The sequence below is a fragment of the Enterobacter cloacae complex sp. P17RS genome (assembly GCF_014895885.1).
Classification (GTDB): Bacteria; Pseudomonadota; Gammaproteobacteria; order Enterobacterales; family Enterobacteriaceae; genus Enterobacter; species Enterobacter bugandensis.
This window is the reverse complement of record NZ_JADBQK010000022.1, coordinates 88,648-107,056: the sequence shown is the minus strand read 5'-3', so window position 1 is coordinate 107,056 and position 18,409 is coordinate 88,648. Positions and strand designations below refer to the sequence as shown.

Genomic DNA, 18,409 nt, shown 5'->3' with positions numbered 1-18,409 from the left:
TTATTGACGACGCGCCAGCACTTCCGCGTGGTGACGTTTCTCGCCGATCATCACAACAACCAGCAGCAGAACCGCCAGCACGCTGCCGCCGATCATCACCATAAAGCCGCCGTCCCAGCCGAAGAAGTCAACGGTGTAGCCCACGATAGCGCTCGCCGCGACGGAACCGCCGAGGTAGCCAAACAGACCGGTAAAGCCTGCCGCCGTGCCCGCCGCTTTTTTCGGCGCCAGCTCAAGCGCGTGCAGACCGATCAGCATCACCGGGCCGTAAATCAGGAAGCCGATAACGATCATACAGGCCATGTCTACTGATGGGTTACCCGGCGGGTTAAGCCAGTAAACGACAGTCGCGATGGTCACCAGGGTCATAAAGAACACGCCCGTTGCGCCGCGGTTGCCTTTAAACACTTTGTCCGACATCCAGCCGCAAATCAGCGTGCCCGGGATCCCGGCGTATTCGTACAGGAAGTACGCCCAGGAGGATTTATCCAGCGCGAAATGCTTCACCTCTTTCAGGTAGGTCGGGGACCAGTCAAGGATGCCGTAGCGCAGCAGGTATACGAACACGTTCGCCACCGCGATGTACCACAGCAGTTTGTTCGGCAGCACGTACTTCATGAAGATCTGTTTCGCGGTCAGCTCTTCTTCGTGCTTCTCGCTGTAGTCATCCGGATAGTCGTTTTTGTACTCTTCGATTGGCGGCAGCCCGCAGGACTGCGGCGTGTCGCGCATCAGGGCGAAGGCAATAATCGCCACCAGAATAGCACCAAAGGCAGGCATGTAGAGCGCCGCGTGCCAGTCGTTGAACCAGGCCATCCCCAGCAGGAACAGCAGAGGTGGAAGCCCGCCCCCGACGTTATGCGCGCAGTTCCACACCGACACAATGCCGCCACGCTCCTTCTGCGACCACCAGTGCACCATGGTACGTCCGCACGGCGGCCACCCCATCCCCTGGAACCAGCCGCAGAGGAACAGCAGCACGAACATGATGGCAATGCTGGACGTCGCCCACGGCACAAAGCCCATGAACAGCATGACTGCTGCCGCGAGGATCAGACCGGCGGGCAGGAACACGCGCGGATTCGAGCGGTCCGACACGGAACCCATGATGAATTTGGAAAAACCGTAGGCGATGGAGATCCCCGACAGCGCGAAGCCCAGGTCGCCGCGAGAGAAGCCCTGCTCCACCAGATACGGCATGGCGAGCGCAAAGTTTTTACGTACAAGATAGTACGCCGCATACCCGAAGAAGATCCCGAGGAAGATTTGCCAACGCAGACGGCGGTAGAGAGGATCGATCTCTGCCTCTGGCAGTCGCGCCCGATGCGGCGCAGGTTTGAAGATACTGAGCATAACAGCCTCCGTGGCCTTTCAAAAAATGACCAGGCATCTCGCGCCCGGTTACAGAGGCGGGGATGTTAAAAAAACATGCGGTTTGTTACTGTGAATCAACGCACAGATTGTTACAGAAATATGACAGAATGCGCAAAAAAGCGCATGAAATCACGTTTCAGTTTCGAATTTCGCGCGTTTATGTTCGAAATCAAACAAACCACACGATCTATGTGGCTAAATGCTAAAAAACGAACATAGAGGAAAGGCAATGACAATTCACGATCCACGCTACAGCGATGTGATTATCATTGGCGGTGGCGCAACCGGCGCCGGCATCGCACGCGACTGCGCCCTTCGCGGCTTAAGCGTCACGCTTCTGGAGCGCCACGATATCGCCACCGGCGCGACGGGGCGTAACCACGGCCTGCTGCACAGCGGCGCGCGGTATGCGGTCACCGACGGTGAATCCGCGCGCGAATGTATCGCTGAAAACCAGATCCTCAAGCGTATCGCCCGACACTGCATAGAGCCGACCGACGGCCTCTTTATTACCCTTCCCGAAGATGACCTCGCCTTTCAGTCAACCTTTATAACCGCCTGTACTGCAGCGGGCATTCAGGCTGAGTCTATGGATCCGGCGCTGGCCCGGCGGCTGGAGCCGTCGGTGAACCCGACGCTGATCGGCGCGGTGAAGGTGCCTGACGGCACCGTCGATCCGTTCCGCCTGACCGCCGCCAACATGCTGGACGCCCGCGAGCATGGCGCGCGCATTCTGACCGGACATGAAGTGACCGGGCTTATCCGCGAGGGTCATCGCATCTGCGGCGTGCGGGTGTTTGATACGCAGTATAACGAGCACAGCGAGCTGCACGCCGCCGTGGTGGTCAACGCGGCGGGGATCTGGGGCCAGCGCATCGCAGAATACGCCGATTTATCCATCCGCATGTTCCCGGCCAAAGGTTCGCTGCTGATCCTTGATCACCGCATCAATAACCACGTCATCAACCGCTGCCGCAAACCGTCTGACGCCGACATTCTGGTGCCGGGCGACACCATTTCGCTCATCGGTACGACGTCAACGCACGTTGACTACAGCGACATTGACGTCAACCGGGTCACCGCCGAAGAAGTGGATATTCTGCTGCGCGAAGGGGAAAAGCTGGCGCCGGTGATGGCGCAGACGCGTATTCTGCGCGCCTACGCGGGCGTGCGTCCCCTTGTCGCCAGCGATAACGATCCGAGCGGACGTAACGTCAGCCGGGGCATCGTGCTGCTCGATCACGCCGAGCGCGACGGCATGGACGGGTTTATCACCATTACCGGCGGCAAGCTGATGACCTACCGGCTGATGGCCGAGTGGGCGACCGATGCCGTCTGCCGCAAGCTCGGAAATACCGAACCGTGCGTTACCGCAGAACAGCCGCTGCCGGGATCGCGCCAGTCTACCGAAAAAACGCTGCAAAAAATCATCTCCCTGCCCGCGCCGCTGCGCGGTTCGGCCATCTACCGCCACGGCGACAGGACGCCGCAGTGGCTCGGTGAAGGACGACTGAGCCGCAGCCTGGTGTGCGAGTGCGAAGCCGTTACCGCAGGCGAAGTGCAGTACGCGGTAGAGAACCTGACGGTCAACAGCCTGTTGGATCTCCGTCGCCGCACCCGGGTCGGAATGGGGACCTGTCAGGGCGAACTGTGCGCCTGTCGTGCCGCCGGACTGCTGCAGCGTTTTCATACCACCACCGCCACCCAGTCGCTCGATCAGCTCAGCGCGTTTTTGAACGAGCGCTGGAAAGGCATTCAGCCTGTCGCCTGGGGCGATGCTCTGCGCGAAAGCGAATTTACCCGCTGGGTCTATCAGGGACTTTGCGGCCTGGAGAAGGAGCAACACGATGAAATTTGATACCGTAATCGTCGGCGGCGGGCTGGCAGGCTTGCTCTGCGGCATCAAACTCACGAAGCAGGGGCTGCGCTGCGCCATTATCACCCGTGGCCAGAGCGCCCTGCACTTCTCGTCGGGATCGCTGGATCTGGTGGACGAAGCGTACCGCGACAGGCTGCCGCCGGAGCACCCCTATCACCTGGTTGGCGCGCAGCATATTGACCGCTTTGCGCTGGAAGCCGAAGCGCTGCTGGCGGGCTGCGGCGCGCGTCTGAAGGGAAGCGCCAGGCAAAATCACCAGCGCATCACGCCGCTCGGCACCCTGCGCTCCGCGTGGCTCAGCCCGGAGGAAGTCCCCGTAGCCCCCGTCAACGCGGGACGAGTGCGGGTGGTGGGTATTAGCGGCTTTCTGGATTTTCAACCCCATCTCGCTGCGGCCTCGCTCTGTCGCCAGGGCATCAACGCCGACACGGCAGAAATAGAGCTGCCCGAGCTGGATATCCTGCGCGATAACCCGAGCGAGTTTCGCGCGGTGAATATCGCCCGTTTTCTGGATAACGAGGACAAATGGCCGCTGCTGTATGACGCGCTCAGGCCGCTCGGTGAAACCTGCGATGCCCTGTTAATGCCCGCCTGCTTTGGTTTAAACGACAACCGGCTCTGGCGCTGGCTCTCGGATCGTCTGCCCTGCACGCTCGGTTTACTGCCGACGCTTCCCCCTTCCGTACCCGGCATTCGTCTGCACACCCAGCTTCAGCGCCAGTTTGTTGCGCAGGGCGGCGTGTGGATGGCGGGTGACGAGGTGAAAAAAATCACCCTGACCGACGGCGCGGTGAGCGAAATCTGGACGCGCAACCATGAGGATATTCCGCTTCGCGCCCGCTATACGGTGCTGGCGAGCGGAAGCTTTTTCAGCAACGGGCTGCTGAGCAGCCGGGAGGGCATCCGGGAAGCGATTATGGGGCTGGATGTGCGGCAAACCGCTTCCCGCGCGGACTGGTATCAGTGTGATTTCTTCACGCCGCAGCCCTGGCAGCAGTTTGGCGTAATTGTCGATAACCGGCTACATCCGCAGCTTTCCGGTATACCCGTCGGTAATCTTTTTGCCATCGGCTCGCTGCTGGGCGGATACGATCCGATCCCCCAGGGATGCGGCGGCGGGGTTTGCGCCGTCACGGCGCTGTATGTAGCCGAGCAGATTATCCAGCACGTGGAGGCTGAACAATGAACGATACCCGTTTCGAAAGCTGCATTAAATGCACGGTCTGTACCACCGTCTGCCCGGTCAGCGGCGTAAACCCGCGCTACCCTGGGCCAAAGCAGGCCGGGCCGGACGGTGAGCGCCTGCGCCTGAAGGACGGCAGGCTGTACGACGAGGCGCTGAAATACTGCATCAACTGCAAGCGCTGCGAGGTCGCCTGCCCGTCGGACGTGAAAATCGGCGACATCATCCAGCGCGCCCGGGCGCGTTACAGCACGCAAAAGCCGACACTGCGCGATGCGATCCTGAGCCATACCGATCTGATGGGCAGCGTCTCCACGCCGTTTGCCCCGCTGGTGAATGCCGCAACCTCACTCAAGCCGGTGCGTCAGCTGCTGGATGCCACGCTTAAAATAGACCATCACCGCAGCCTGCCAAAATATTCTCACGGCACCTTCCGTCGCTGGTATAAAACCGTCGCGGAGCAGCAGGCGCAGTACGACGATCGGGTAGCCTTTTTCCACGGCTGCTATGTGAACTACAACCACCCGCAGCTGGGAAAAGACCTGCTGAAGGTGCTGAACGCCATGGGAACCGGCGTACAGCTGCTTAGCAAAGAGAAGTGCTGCGGCGTGCCGCTGATTGCCAACGGGTTTACCGATAAAGCGCGCAAGCAGGCCAAAAGCAACGTCACCTCCCTGCGCGAAGCGATTGTCGATAAAGGCATGCCGGTGCTGGCGACGTCGTCCACCTGCACCTTCACCCTGCGCGATGAGTATCCGCACCTGCTGGACGTGGATAACGCCGGACTGCGCGAGCACATCGAGCTGGCGACGCGCTTCCTCTGGCGCAAGCTGGACAGCGGAAAGACGTTGCCGCTGGGAACATTGCCGCTGAAGGTGGTCTATCACACCCCGTGTCATATGGAGAAAATGGGCTGGTCGCTCTATACGCTGGAGCTGCTGCGGTTAATTCCGGGGCTGGAGCTGACGGTGCTGGATTCGCGCTGCTGCGGCATCGCAGGCACCTACGGCTTTAAGCGTGAAAACTACGAAACCTCGCAGGCAATTGGCGCCCCGCTGTTCCGCCAGATTGAAGAGAGCGGCGCGGATATCGTGGTGACGGACTGCGAAACCTGTAAATGGCAGATTGAGATGTCCACCAGCAAGCGCTGCGAACATCCGATTACCCTGCTGGCGAAAGCGCTGGGCTGAACGTTGCCGGGGCGAAAGGCCCCGGCACAGGCATTACTCAACGAACAGCGACTCGACAACGTTAATCCAGCCGTGCTCGCTGGCGACCTCTTTGCCGTTCAGCCAGCGGCGCAGCATATTCAGCGCCATCATGGCGCACACCTCCTGACGCACCGCCAGGCTGTGGCGGGTGATGCTCATTTTTACCCGCAGCGCCCAGGTGCCTTCCGGCGTCGCCAGCGCGAAGTTGAGGTAATCCTCATCCAGCCCGCCGACAAACAGCGCCAGACCGGCAAAATGCTTCACCCTTCTTTCGGAAGCCCAGCGGGCGGTTTGCGCCAGGGTCTCCTGCTGAAACGGCACCACTTCGCTGGCGAGCAGCGGCGCGTTGACGCGCGACAATTGCAGCGCCAGCAGGCCACCGGTGAACTGCTCGCTTAAGGTCACGCTGAGCTGGCGAGTCTGCAGATGTTTTGCAATCTGCTCAGGCAACCCTTCCGTCCCTTCAAAAATCAGGCTTTCGCCCGCCACGCGCTGCACCTCAGGCCACAGGGCCAGCATCGCCTCTTTCTGCGTGGCCGGTCCTGTTAATTTGAGTTCAATGATCGGCATAGAGGAGCGATAGCCCATGGAGACGCCCGGCGGCAGCGGAAGGTGGTCAAGGCTCTGGGCCAGATCGCTTTCCGAGCGGCCAAAGGTGGTCAGGCGCAGGCACAGCGGAGGTTCAGGCAGGGTAAAACGGTCGCGAAGGCGCGGCAGGATCTGCTGCTCGACCATTACCTTAAATTCGGAGGGCACGCCCGGCGTGAAGAACATCAGGCAGCGGTTCAGCTGTATGGCAAACCCGCAGGCGGTACCGACCGGGTTATCAACCAGCTCGGCGCTGGCGGGAATTTCAGCCTGCTTGCGGTTGCTGGGAGCCATAACGCGTCCACGTTCGGAGAAGAAGCGTTCCATCTGCGAAAGCCACGCCTCGTGCAGCACCAGGCCTTCGCCTTTTGCGGTCGCGGCGGCCAGCGCGCTGAGATCGTCACCGGTGGGGCCGAGCCCGCCGTTCACGATCAGCACGTCGCACTGTTCACTGCGCTCACGCAGAACAGCGACCAGTGACTCCAGATTGTCGCCCACGGTATTGCGGCGCGTTAACGGTAATCCTTGCTCAAAGAAAAGATCGGCAAGCCAGGCAGCATTGGTATCAATAATCTGTCCGTGCAGCACTTCGTCGCCGGTGGATAACATCTCCACGTTAATCATTGTGTTCTCCCGCTTATTTGGTCAAAACACTATAGCGCAAACGCGGGGTGGAGATGAGAGAAACTGGCGCGACGGAACGCCGCGCCGGAACGATTAGAAGCCTGCGCTCACGCCCACGTACGGGCCGTCAGCCAGCGCGTTATCGCGGTTGCCGTCTTTACCGGCCAGATTCAGATAACGGTAGCCCGCTTCGATGGTAATCGGACGCATGATGGTCCAGCGCGCGCCGGCGTTGGCTTCTTCATAGCTGTCGATGCCGCTGGAGAGGGAATCCGGAGAGTAGTAGTACTCGCCAAACAGGCCGAAGCTGTCGCCAATTTTCCACTGCAGACCGCCGCCCACAGCCGCCGCATACCCTTCATCACCGTCATTCGGGTTGGTGTAGATACCTTTACCGCCAACGGTGGCCAGGAATGGGCCAAGAGGAATATTCAGACCGAGGCCGAGGCTTGCCGCGTCGCCGTCGTCATCGTTGTGCGTCCAGCCGCCGGTCATTGCCAGACCGGAGGTCTCAGTACCCATGCCAAAACCGAGGTGGGTATAGTCCTGACCCGCCGAACCATTAATGCTAATGGCGTTAGCCGCCGCAGATACAACCATCAGGCCGAGGCCCAGTAATGCCACTTTTTTCATTGTCGCGATCCTGCATAATTATAGAGAAGTCCCCAAAACCGCGAGATTTTAACCTGAGTCTGCGGGGGATCAAGCACTCTGCGTGCGGCGGGCAGGAAGATTGTAACGATTTGAAACCCCCGGCTTTTTTACGTAAGCAGCAGAAAGCGCATTTTGACGCAAAGGCCACCCAGCGTTTCGCTGCGAGTGAGCTGCAAATGGCTGCGGTGCAGCCGGGCGATATCCCCCGCCAGCGCCAGCCCAATCCCGGAACCGGCGGCGTTCCCGACGTTGTCCAGACGGTGGAAAGGCTGCATCGCCTGGTAGATCTGATCCTCTTCAATGCCGGGGCCGCTGTCCTCAACGCTCAGCTCAACGGCGCCGCCATCCACGCGCAGGAATACGGTCACGGTCCCGCCTGCAGGCGTATATTTAATCGCGTTCTCCAGCAGGTTGGCGCACAGCTCGCCCAGCAGAACGTCATCGCCTTCGATCGTGACCGGCTGCTGTACACCGTCATATCCTAAATCAATCGCCTTGCTCCGCGCCTGCGCCAGCCGGGAAAAGCAGCAGTTCTGCACCACCTGAACCAGATCCACAGGCGTAAAATGACGATCCCCCTGCTCTTTTCCCTTCACCGCTGAAAGCTGCAGCAGCCGCTCGGTGAGCACGATAGTGTCGTCCAGGGTGGCATTCATTGCCCGCAGGCTCTCCTGCCACAGGGCGGGATCCTGACGCGCGAGGGCGACGGAGACCTGGGTTTTAAGCACCGCCAGCGGCGTTTTGAGCTGGTGCGACGCATCCGCGTTAAAGCGTTCCTGACGCGAAAGCACGCCGCGCAGCCGGTCGATATAGCGGTTAAAGGCGACTATCAGCAGCCGGGTCTCCGACCAGGGCAGCAGCTCCGGCAGCGGTGCGAGCAGGCCCGGCTCGCGCCGCACCATCAGTGACGAAAGCTGGCGCATTGGGCGCAGCACGCGGCGCAGCAGCCATGCGGTCAGCACCAGCGTCAGCAGCACCAGCAGCCCCTGTGAAACCCAGGATGAAAAGAGCAGCTGGCTGGCGAGATAGCGGCGGGACTGGAGCGTCTCGGCGACGTAAATCTCTGCCATGCCAAAAACATTATCTTCATTGACGGGCTGCAGCAGGCGCGCCACCCGAATCGCCTGGCCGCGATATTCGGTGTGGTAAAACCAGGCCAGCGCCGGATAGAGCGTGGTGCGCGACGTCGCAGGCGGCATCTTCGGCAGATCGTCATAGCCGGAGATCACCCGTCCGTCGGGGTCGACCACCTTATAGTAGAGCCGGTCGTTCATGTTGAGCTCAAAGCTGTCGAGCACCACCCAGGGCACGTCCACCGCCAGCCTGCCGTTGCGCACCTCCAGCCGCTCGGAGATAGTGCGGGCAGAGGATAACAGCGTGCGATCGTAGGCCTGCGTGGCCGCCTGCAGCGCGCTAACGTAGCTGTTAAAGGCCGACAGTCCCCACAGCAGCAGCAGCGGCAGACCCAGGAAAAGCAACAGCTGCAGATAGAGCGACTGCGGCTTAACCCACCTCATCGCCGCACTCCAGCACGTACCCAAGCCCCCGAAGGGTGGTTATCCGCACGCCGCTGTCGGTCAGCTTCTTACGCAGCCGGTGAATATAGAGATCGATGCTTTCAGGGCTGACGTCGTCGTTCAGGCTGAACACCTGGTCGAAAAGCTGCTGTCGTGAAACCGGACGGGTCCGGCGGTGCATCAGCACTTTCAGCAGGGAGAGCTCCCGCGGCGTCAGGGAAAGCGGTTCATCGCGCAGCAGGAAAAAGCCCTCGTCGTCATACTCCAGCTCCCCAAGGCGCTGACGCTCCTGCGTTCGACCCTCGCTTCGGCGCAACAGGGCGCGCAAACGCGCGTCAAGCTCCTCCAGCTCAAACGGTTTTGGCAGATAGTCATCTGCCCCGGCGTTCAGTCCCTTCACCCGATCCGCCACGTTGCTGCGGGCGGTAAGAAACAGCACCGGCAGCGTTTGCCCCCGTTTTCTGAGGCGGTGGACCACTTCCAGGCCGTCAAAACCGGGCATGCCGATGTCCAGAATAGCGACCGCGTAGTTTTCACCCTGCAGCAGATGGTCGGCGGCACGTCCGTCGGAGACGCAGTCCACGGCAAAGCCTTCCTGCACCAGCGCTTTCTCCAGCCAGTGAGCCAGCTCACGATTATCTTCTGCGAGTAAGAGACGCATGTCACATCCTGTAAAGTTGGTGTCCCGTTGAAAGGGAAATGAAAGGTTATTGTTTTAACAATCACGCAACGGAACCGCTACAAGGTGGTTCACATAATCAGAAAAAAAGACCCGTTCCCCCGGCGTGAGGATAAACGATGAAAAAACAATTACTTTCTACCCTTGCTGCAAGCGTATTGCTGTTGAGTACCTCTGTCGTTCAGGCCCAGGACGCTCCGTCCCGTACCGAATGTATCGCCCCGGCCAAACCGGGCGGCGGTTTCGATCTCACCTGCAAGCTTATTCAGGTCAGCCTGCTGGAGACGAAGGCCATTGAGAAACCGATGCGCGTCACCTACATGCCAGGCGGCGTAGGCGCGGTGGCCTATAACGCGATTGTCGCGCAACGTCCGGCGGAAGCGGGAACGGTGGTGGCCTTCTCCGGCGGCTCGCTGCTGAACCTGTCGCAGGGCAAGTTTGGCCGCTACGGTGTGGACGACGTGCGCTGGCTGGCGACCGTCGGCACCGACTACGGAATGATTGCCGTGCGTGCCGATTCCCCGTGGAAATCCCTGAAAGATCTGCTGACCGCTATGGAAAAAGATCCGAACAGCGTGGTGATTGGCGCAGGGGCGTCTATCGGCAGCCAGGACTGGATGAAAGCGGCCCTTCTCGCCCAGCAGGCGAAGGTTGACCCGCATAAGATGCGCTACGTGGCCTTTGAGGGCGGCGGCGAACCGGTCACGGCGCTGATGGGCAACCACGTTCAGGCCGTTTCCGGCGATCTCAGCGAGATGGTGCCGTACCTGAGCGGGGATAAAATCCGCGTGCTGGCGGTCTTCTCGGAAAACCGTCTGCCGGGCCAGCTGGCGAACGTCCCGACCGCCAAAGAGCAGGGTTATAACCTGGTCTGGCCGATCATCCGCGGCTTCTTCGTCGGGCCAAAAGTGACCGACGCCGAGTACCAGTGGTGGGTCGACGCGTTCAACAAGCTCCAGCAGACCGAAGAGTTTAAGAAACAGCGCGATCTGCGCGGACTGTTTGAGTTTAACCTGACCGGTAAGCCACTGGATGAGTACGTCAAAAAACAGGTGAATGACTACCGCGAACAGGCGAAAGCCTTTGGCCTGGCGAAATAACCGGAGGCGCTATGAGCGATCGTATTTTTGCCGGGATATGGCTGCTGCTCTGCGTTGGCGGGATGTTTGTCGCCTGGCAGATCCACAGCGAATACAGCTATGAACCCGTGGGACCCCGCCCCTTCCCGATGGGCATCGTCGGCCTGATGCTGCTCTGCTCGGTGGCGCTGCTGCTTCGCCACCCGGATACCGTCGAGTGGCCGCCGCGTCGCATTCTGCAGCGTCTGCTGGTGATGGTGATTGTCCTGCTGATGTATGCCTGGGGCTTTGAGTGGCTCGGCTTCCCGGTGGCGACCGCCATTCTGACGATGGTCATCGGCATGCTGTTTAACGCCACCCTCCCCGCGGCGGGGATCTCAGGCGTGGTGATGGGGATTTTACTGTGGTACGCCTTTGACCGCCTGCTGGACGTGACGTTACCGCTCGGCGCCTGGCTTAATTAACGGAGCACGCTATGGATACCTGGATTTACCTCTCGCAGGGGTTCGCCGTGGCGATGACCCCGGAAAACCTGGTGATCGCCCTGATCGGCTGTTTCGTGGGCACAATTGTCGGCCTGCTGCCGGGCCTTGGGCCGATCAACGGCGTGGCGATTTTACTCCCGCTGGCGTTTGCTCTGCATCTGCCTGCGGAATCGGCACTGATCCTGCTGGCAACGGTCTACATCGGCTGTGAATATGGCGGACGCATTTCGTCGATCCTGCTTAACGTGCCGGGGGATGCGGCGGCGATCATGACCGCGCTGGACGGCTACCCAATGGCGCGGCAGGGACGCGGCGGCGTGGCGCTCTCCATCTCTGCGGTCAGTTCATTCTTTGGCTCACTGATTGCCATTGGCGGCATTATTCTGTTCGCTCCTGCGCTGGCCCAGTGGTCGCTGGCGTTTGGTCCGGCAGAATATTTTGCCCTGATGGTGTTCGCCATTGCCTGCCTCGGCAGCATGATGGCGCAAAATCCGCTGAAGTCGTTTTTATCCGCGCTGATTGGCTTAGGGTTAGCCACCGTCGGCGTGGATGCCAACACCGGGGTCTATCGCTTTACCTTCGACAGCGTTCACCTGTCCGATGGCGTGCAGTTCATTGTCGTCGTGATCGGCCTGTTCTCTGTCTCTGAGATCTTACTGATGCTGGAGCATACCAGCAGCGGGCAGACGCTGGTGCGCAAAACCGGCCGGATGCTCTTTAGCGCTAAAGAGGGCGCGCAGTGCATCGGCGCCACGCTGCGCTCGTCGGTGATTGGCTTCTTCGTCGGCATCCTGCCGGGCGCCGGGGCCACTATCGCCAGCGCCATCACCTACATGACCGAGAAGAAGCTCAGCGGCAATAGCGACAGCTTTGGTAAAGGCGATATTCGCGGCGTCGCCGCGCCTGAGGCGGCCAATAACGCCTCGGCCTGCGGCTCGTTTATCCCGATGCTGACCCTGGGCGTGCCGGGATCCGGCACCACGGCGGTGATGATGGGCGCGCTGACGCTCTATAACATTACGCCCGGCCCGGCGATGTTTACCGAGCAGCCTGATATTGTCTGGGGGCTGATTGCCGCGCTGCTGATCGCCAACGTCATGCTACTGGTGATGAATATCCCGCTGATTGGGCTGTTCACCCGCATGCTGACGATTCCGCTGTGGTTCCTGGTGCCCGCCATTGCCGCCGTCTCTGCGGTGGGGGTTTACGCGGTACACAGCACCACGTTTGACCTGGTGCTGATGGTGGTCCTCGGCGTGTTCGGCTACATCTTGCGAAAAATGCACTTCCCAATGTCTCCGCTGATTTTGGGCTTTGTGCTGGGTGAGATGCTGGAGCAGAACCTGCGCCGCGCCCTTTCCATCAGCAACGGTAATGTGTCGATACTGTGGGACAGCAGCGTCGCGAAGGTTCTGTTAGCGCTCGCGGTCATGGTGATTGTGGTGCCGCCGGTGTTGCGCCTGCTGCGTCGTCGCCAGCGCAAACCGGAGCCGGATATCGGCTAACTATACGGACAGCTGGGCATTGACCCACTGCTTTAACGCCTGGCGGGAGATCTTAATCCCGCCATTTTTTAGCTCAGACGGCAGCACCAGCCAGTGAACGGGCTGCTCAAAGCGCGCCAGCCTGCCCTGTACCCAGGTCGGGAAACGGGTGATATCCGTTCCCGGCTCGCACTCCACCACCGCCACCGGACGCTGTCCAAACTCGGCGTCATCCAGCGGGACGATAAACACCTGGTTAATCTGCGGATGCGCGGCGATAACGCGCTCCAGCGATTCCGGCTGGATCCCCTCTCCACCGCTGAAAAAGAGATTGTCCATGCGGCCTAAAATCGTCAGACGGTCGCCATGCCATTCCCCACGATCGCGAGTGGCAAACCAGCCTTGCGCGTTGGTCAGCGGTATCAGGGCGCCGTCCCGCCAGTAGCCGGAAGCCATGCTCTGCGCTTTGATCCAGACTTCACCGTTAACGACCTGCACCTCTCTGCCCGGCAGCGCACGGCCCACGTCCGGATCGCCGTCAGCCTCTTTTGCGCAGACGGTAGAGGCAAACTCGGTGAGGCCGTAGCCGCAGTACGTCCGAACGCCCTGTTCCCGGGCCTTTTGCGTCAGCGTCACGGGAATGGCCGCCCCGCCGAGCAGCACCGCTTTCAGTACGATGTGGCTTTCGCTATTGAGGAGACGCCAGAGCTGGGTCGGCACCAGCGAGGCGTGGGTGCAGCCGCGTAGCGCCTGCTCCAGCGGCTGCTTCTCGCGCACGGTTAAGCGCGCACCGGCCTGCAGCCAGCGCCATAAAATCCCCTGGCCGGAAACGTGAAACAGCGGCAGCGAAAGCAGCCAGTCGTCGTTATCCCCGTAGGGCATCAGCGACAGCACGCCGCGGGCGCTGGCAAGATGGGCGGCGCAGGTATGCACCGCCGCCTTCGGCAGCCCGGTGGAGCCGGAGGTGAGCGTCATGGTGGCCAGCCGCGACGGCTGCCACGCAGCGCAGTACGCATCCGCTGGCTCGCACATGCTCAGGCCGTGAAGGCCGTCGTAGCTGCCGTCCAGCACCAGCGCAAAGCGCAGCGTCATCTGCGGGATCAGCACGTCGAGCAGCGGGCGCGGCAGCTGCGGATTTACGGGAAGAATACGTGCCCCGCACTGAAGCAGCGCCAGCCATGCCAGCAGCGTTTGCGGGTGGTTATAGGCCAGCAGCAGTACGCCGTCGCCCTCCGCCACGCCCTGCTGGTGAAACCCTGCCGCAAGGCGGTCGACGCGCACGCACAGCTGCTGCCAGGTGAGTGCTTCATCATTCAGCCGCAGAGCCGGTTTATCGGCAAAAAGCGCGCGCCAGTGACGCCAGGGCCAGTCGGTAAAACTCATAGCAACGGCTCCAGCGCCTCTGCGTCGAGGCACGGAAGCGTGCTGGCAGGCCACTCGCGGAGAAGCTGAGCCTGCATCAGGTTCAGCGTGTCGAGGCCGGGAACCGTGTCCGGCGTTAACCAGGCGGCAATGCGCGCCAGCTGGGTCAGCCCCAGGCTGGACTCTATCGACGAGCTGATCACCGCCGTCAGCCCCAGCGCGTGCGCCGCCGAGACCTGCTCGCGCACCTTCGCCAGGCTGCCGGTTAGCGTCGGCTTAATCACCACCGCGCTGACGCCGGGCTCGGCGACAAATTCAAAATCGTCCTCGCGCAGGCTTTCATCCCAGGCGATGGCAATCCCCGTTTCGCGGGCAAAGGCGCGCGAATCATCACGGGTTTTGCACGGTTCTTCGAGGAAGGCAATGCGGCTGCGGTACGCCGGGTTGACGTACTTCGCGAACTGCAGCGCCTTAAGCGGCGTCCACGCGCGGTTGGCATCCAGACGCAGGTGCAGATCGGGGATTGCTTCCAGCAGCAGGTTGGCGACCATGCCGTCACGCACCGCTTCGTAGAGACCGACTTTGATTTTCGCCACTTTCTCGCCCGGCATGGCGGCGAGCAGCGCGAACAGCTCGTCCGGGTCGCCCGTGCAGAGCGGTGCCGCGCGATAGTTAGCCTCTTCCGGCAGGCTACCGTCCAGCTCCGCCAGCGCGCAGCTGATGCCAAAGGCGGCGGAAGGTGCGTCCGGTAATGCCGGGTTTGCGCCCTCACGCCACGCCTTTACCCACGTCAGCAATGCAGACTGCGCCTCATCCAGCGACTCCAGGCTAAAGCCTGGCAGAGGCGAAATCTCGCCCCAGCCTTCCCGCTCGCCCTGCTGCAAATGCACGAAGAAGCCGTCACGGGTTTTTAAACGCCGTTCACGCAGCACCACGCCCGCGTCCATCGGTATCTGCCAGCGGTAAACCTGCGCGCGACGCATTACGGGTTCCGTTTGTATTTGCTGAAGTCCGGCTGGCGTTTTTCGTTAAACGCGTTGCGTCCTTCCTGACCCTCTTCGGTCATGTAGAACAGCATGGTGGCGTTACCCGCCAACTCCTGCAGACCCGCCTGACCGTCACAGTCGGCATTAAGTGCCGCTTTCAGGCAGCGCAGCGCCATCGGGCTGTTTTGCAGCATCTCGCGGCACCAGCGCACGGTCTCTTTTTCGAGATCGGCAAGCGGCACCACGGTATTCACCAGGCCCATATCCAGCGCTTCCTGTGCGTTGTACTGGCGGCACAGGAACCAGATTTCGCGGGCTTTTTTCTGCCCGACGATGCGCGCCATGTAAGAGGCACCCCAGCCGCCGTCGAAGGAGCCCACTTTCGGGCCGGTCTGGCCGAAGATGGCGTTTTCAGCAGCGATGGTCAGGTCGCACATCATGTGCAGCACGTGGCCGCCGCCGATGGAGTAGCCCGCCACCATCGCGACAACCGGTTTCGGGCAGGTGCGGATCTGGCGCTGGAAATCGAGGACGTTCAGGTGGTGCGTGCCCGCATCGTCCTGATATCCGCCGTAGTCGCCACGCACCTTCTGATCGCCACCGGAGCAGAAGGCCTTCTCGCCTTCACCGGTCAGCACGATCACGCCGATACTGTCGTCATAGCGCGCATCCGCCAGGGCCTGAATCATCTCTTTGACGGTCAGCGGACGGAAGGCGTTACGCACCTGCGGACGGTTGATGGTGATTTTGGCAATGCCGTCGGCGGATTTGTGGTAACGAATGTCGGTGTAGCCTTCGGAGCAGTCCTGCCATTCAACCGGCGCATAAAGCATGTGTTCATCAGGATAGATCATAGAGTGTCCTTTATTCGAAGACGCAGTATCTGAGCCAGACTCGCGGCAACCGCGTCGGGGTTTTCCCGGTGGGCGTTGTGTCCGGCGTTTGGAATCGCATGGCGAACGGCGTCCAGTTCAGCGGCCAGGGCCGCGAACTTCTGGTCACGTTCACCGTAGATATAGTCAAAAGGGAAATTGCATACGCTAATCGCGGCACGCAAATCGGGCTGCACGGCCAGCGACGTTGCTTCGAGCATCTTCGCCAGCGTCGCGCCGTTGTTCTGGCTGCGCAGGGCAATAAGCGCCTTGCGCTGGTGGTCAGCGAGGGAAGCAAATACCGGCTGTTGATACCAGTCGGTAAAGACCTTTTCCAGCGGTTCGGTGCGAAAACGCGTCGCCCAGCGGCGGTCGGATGTCCACCGCGCGTGACGCTCATCCTCATCCTGCAGGCCCGGATGTCCACCTTCAACGATCACCCCCAGCAGTCCCTTCGGCTGCTGGCAGGCATGAAACATCGCAATGCGGCCGCCGAGGGAGTACCCCACCAGCCAAAAGTTCAGTATGTTGTAACTAAGCAGGGTTCGGGTAAGCAACGTGCTCATCTCGTCGAACCCCGTCACGGCAATATTCCCGGACGCACCGTGGCCCGGCAGGTCAAGATAGAGCCGGGAATACTCGCCGAGTTGCTTCCCGACAGCCTGCCACTCGCGGCAGTCGCCGGAAAAACCGTGCAAAAAGACCAGCCAGGGATAGCCTGGTTTTCCGGCCTGCTGCACGCCCGAGAGGATCACAACTGGCTCACCTGCGCCAGCAGGCTTTGCAGGGTCTGCGCGCCATCGGCCTCGTTCACCACCAGCTCAATCAGCGTCGCGCCCGGCTGCTTCCAGGCGGTGCTTAACGCCGCTTCCAGCTGTTCCCAGCTTTCCGGGCGATGGTATTTCAGGCTGAACATCGCCGCGGCGTGTTCAAACTGCACGTTCTGCGGCATCAGGTAGAAGCGCTCGCGCTCGCTCTGGGGCGTTGGCAACAGGGAGAAAATCTGCCCGCCGTTGTTGTTGACCACAATCAGCACAAACGGCGCGGACGCCTGACGCAGTAGCGCCAGCGCGTTGAGATCGTAGAGCGCGGAGAGATCGCCCACGATCGCCAGCGTCGATTTCGCGCTGGCGCGCTGCACCCCCGCCGCCGTCGAGATCAGCCCGTCGATGCCGCTGGCACCGCGGTTGCTGTACACCGGGTAGCCCGCCGGCAGCTTCGAAAAGGCATCGATCAGCCGCACGACCAGGCTGTTACCGACAAACAGCTGCCCCTGTTCTGGCAGGTATTGGCGAATACGGTGCGCCAGCCCGGCCTCGCTGAATGTCTCACAGCGCGCTTTGGTGATTTCCCACGCCTGACGCGACAGCTCAGGGATCGCCACCGCCCAGGGCTGACGTTTTTCCGCCGGGTGCAGTTCCAGCCAGCTATCAATTTTGCTCACCAGACGACGGCCGCGATGGTGCGCTGGGTCGAGCCGCCCTTCCAGCGCATCCACCACCCAGTACTCTTCCGGCGTGCAGGTCGCCTGCCACTGCAGCAGACGTTTTCCGGTCAGGCTTGCGCCGATCTGGACCACAATCTGCGCCTGCGAAAGCTCAGTAACCGCTTTCGCGTTACCCAGCCAGAGATCGGCGCACGGCAGCGGCTGGCCGGTCTGGGAAAGCACGTCGCCAATCAGCGGCCAGCCGAGTGTTTGCGCCCATTCGGCGACCAGCCTGCCTTCGGCGGCGCTCATGCGCCCGGCGATGACCACGCCTCGCTTCTGCCGCCAGAAGAACCAGTCGCGCTGTTTCGCGCTCTCAAGATGCGTCTGCTCGCGCAGCCACGGCTTTTCGCTCTGCCACCATTCGCCGAGCGACCGCTGCCAGTCAAGGCCGGTATCGTCCAGCTCGCCGTACAGCGGCTCGGCAAACGGGCAGTTGATATGCAGCGCCCCGCTGCGCAATGTCGCCATGGCGTGATCGACGGTGGAGACCAGCCAGCTTGCAGGAATATCCTGGGTGGGACGCGGTAACGAAACCGTCTGCGAAGGGTGCGTAGAAAAAAGTCCGGGCTGGCGAATGGCCTGATTGGCGCCGCAGTCGATTAGCTCAGGCGGACGGTCGGCCGTCAGCAGGATCAGTTTTTCACCGGTTAACCCGGCTTCAATCAGGGCCGGATAGAGGTTCGCCACGGCGGTACCGGAAGTGACAATCACCGCCACGGGTTCTTTGCTGACCTTCGCCAGCCCGAGCGCGAGATGCCCCAGGCCTCGCTCATCAAAGTGGGTGTGGTGAACAAACGCCCGGTTTTCAGCCGCCGCCAGCGTCAGCGGCGTTGAGCGAGAACCCGGTGCAATACACACGTGCCTGACGCCATGGCGCGTCAGGGCTTCAAGGATCACCGCCGCCCAGCGTCGGTTAAAAGAACTTACTGACATGAGATTGTCC

16 protein-coding genes are annotated in these 18,409 nt (G+C 61.3%); 6 read left to right on the top strand and 10 right to left on the bottom strand.

Annotation, left to right across the window (positions count from 1 at the left end; genetic code table 11):
• A complete protein-coding gene (gene glpT, locus IM265_RS16635; protein ID WP_028013908.1) occupies nucleotides 1–1,353 on the bottom strand; it encodes a glycerol-3-phosphate transporter in 1,353 nt (450 codons plus the stop codon).
• Nucleotides 1,354–1,603: 250 nt separating this feature from the next.
• On the opposite strand from glpT, the gene glpA reads away from it, so the two are divergent.
• From glpA to glpC, 3 genes are read left to right on the top strand one after another with little or no spacing between them, the layout of a single operon-like run.
• Nucleotides 1,604–3,232: an anaerobic glycerol-3-phosphate dehydrogenase subunit A gene (glpA, locus tag IM265_RS16630; RefSeq protein WP_193030450.1), complete on the top strand. Its 1,629-nt coding sequence runs from the start codon at nucleotides 1,604–1,606 to the stop codon at nucleotides 3,230–3,232.
• Entirely contained in the window at nucleotides 3,222–4,439 is a 1,218-nt protein-coding gene (glpB, locus tag IM265_RS16625; RefSeq protein ID WP_193030448.1) for a glycerol-3-phosphate dehydrogenase subunit GlpB, read from the top strand. The genes glpA and glpB overlap by 11 nt, the downstream gene beginning before the upstream one ends.
• On the top strand, nucleotides 4,436–5,626 hold the full coding sequence (gene glpC / locus IM265_RS16620) for an anaerobic glycerol-3-phosphate dehydrogenase subunit GlpC (protein ID WP_063943423.1): 1,191 nt from the start codon (nucleotides 4,436–4,438) through the stop codon (nucleotides 5,624–5,626). Before glpB ends, glpC begins: the two co-directional genes overlap by 4 nt.
• Before the next feature lie 33 nt (nucleotides 5,627–5,659).
• Here the strand turns inward: glpC and IM265_RS16615 are convergent, their stop codons facing one another.
• From IM265_RS16615 to tctD, 4 genes are all read right to left on the bottom strand, one after another.
• On the bottom strand, nucleotides 5,660–6,859 hold the full coding sequence (locus IM265_RS16615) for a nicotinamide mononucleotide deamidase-related protein YfaY (protein WP_193030446.1): 1,200 nt from the start codon (nucleotides 6,857–6,859) through the stop codon (nucleotides 5,660–5,662).
• Nucleotides 6,860–6,952: 93 nt separating this feature from the next.
• Complete coding sequence (locus IM265_RS16610) at nucleotides 6,953–7,492, bottom strand: YfaZ family outer membrane protein (protein ID WP_047367983.1); 540 nt, start codon at nucleotides 7,490–7,492, stop codon at nucleotides 6,953–6,955.
• A gap of 128 nt (nucleotides 7,493–7,620) precedes the next feature.
• Nucleotides 7,621–9,030, bottom strand: coding sequence for a sensor histidine kinase (locus tag IM265_RS16605; protein WP_059355181.1), 1,410 nt, complete (start codon nucleotides 9,028–9,030; stop codon nucleotides 7,621–7,623).
• On the bottom strand, nucleotides 9,017–9,691 hold the full coding sequence (gene tctD, locus IM265_RS16600; RefSeq protein WP_193030444.1) for a transcriptional regulator TctD: 675 nt from the start codon (nucleotides 9,689–9,691) through the stop codon (nucleotides 9,017–9,019). The genes IM265_RS16605 and tctD overlap by 14 nt, the downstream gene beginning before the upstream one ends.
• A gap of 137 nt (nucleotides 9,692–9,828) precedes the next feature.
• Here tctD and IM265_RS16595 point away from each other — a divergent pair, with 137 nt between their 5' ends.
• Genes IM265_RS16595 through IM265_RS16585 form a run of 3 tightly spaced genes read left to right on the top strand, consistent with a single transcriptional unit; the run spans nucleotide 9,829 to nucleotide 12,778 of the window.
• Nucleotides 9,829–10,809, top strand: coding sequence for a tripartite tricarboxylate transporter substrate binding protein (locus IM265_RS16595; protein ID WP_047363034.1), 981 nt, complete (start codon nucleotides 9,829–9,831; stop codon nucleotides 10,807–10,809).
• Nucleotides 10,810–10,820: 11 nt separating this feature from the next.
• On the top strand, nucleotides 10,821–11,252 hold the full coding sequence (locus tag IM265_RS16590) for a tripartite tricarboxylate transporter TctB family protein (protein ID WP_014884622.1): 432 nt from the start codon (nucleotides 10,821–10,823) through the stop codon (nucleotides 11,250–11,252).
• Nucleotides 11,253–11,263: 11 nt separating this feature from the next.
• Nucleotides 11,264–12,778: a tripartite tricarboxylate transporter permease gene (locus tag IM265_RS16585; RefSeq protein ID WP_041908947.1), complete on the top strand. Its 1,515-nt coding sequence runs from the start codon at nucleotides 11,264–11,266 to the stop codon at nucleotides 12,776–12,778.
• On the opposite strand, the gene menE is transcribed toward IM265_RS16585, so the two are convergent.
• The 5 genes from menE to menD are packed head-to-tail and all read right to left on the bottom strand — an operon-like array spanning nucleotide 12,779 to nucleotide 18,399.
• Nucleotides 12,779–14,140, bottom strand: a complete 1,362-nt coding sequence (menE, locus tag IM265_RS16580) for an o-succinylbenzoate--CoA ligase (protein WP_193030442.1) — start codon at nucleotides 14,138–14,140, stop codon at nucleotides 12,779–12,781.
• The gene (gene menC / locus IM265_RS16575; RefSeq protein ID WP_063437061.1) at nucleotides 14,137–15,102 is read right to left on the bottom strand and encodes an o-succinylbenzoate synthase; all 966 of its coding nucleotides are present in this window, start codon (nucleotides 15,100–15,102) and stop codon (nucleotides 14,137–14,139) included. Before menC ends, menE begins: the two co-directional genes overlap by 4 nt.
• Nucleotides 15,102–15,959, bottom strand: a complete 858-nt coding sequence (menB, locus tag IM265_RS16570) for a 1,4-dihydroxy-2-naphthoyl-CoA synthase (protein WP_028013920.1) — start codon at nucleotides 15,957–15,959, stop codon at nucleotides 15,102–15,104. The genes menC and menB overlap by 1 nt, the downstream gene beginning before the upstream one ends.
• Nucleotides 15,956–16,732 (bottom strand): 2-succinyl-6-hydroxy-2,4-cyclohexadiene-1-carboxylate synthase, encoded by a 777-nt coding sequence (menH, locus tag IM265_RS16565; RefSeq protein WP_193030440.1) that lies wholly within the window; start codon nucleotides 16,730–16,732, stop codon nucleotides 15,956–15,958. Before menH ends, menB begins: the two co-directional genes overlap by 4 nt.
• Nucleotides 16,729–18,399: a 2-succinyl-5-enolpyruvyl-6-hydroxy-3-cyclohexene-1-carboxylic-acid synthase gene (gene menD, locus IM265_RS16560; RefSeq protein ID WP_193030438.1), complete on the bottom strand. Its 1,671-nt coding sequence runs from the start codon at nucleotides 18,397–18,399 to the stop codon at nucleotides 16,729–16,731. Before menD ends, menH begins: the two co-directional genes overlap by 4 nt.
• Nucleotides 18,400–18,409: the final 10 nt, after the last annotated feature.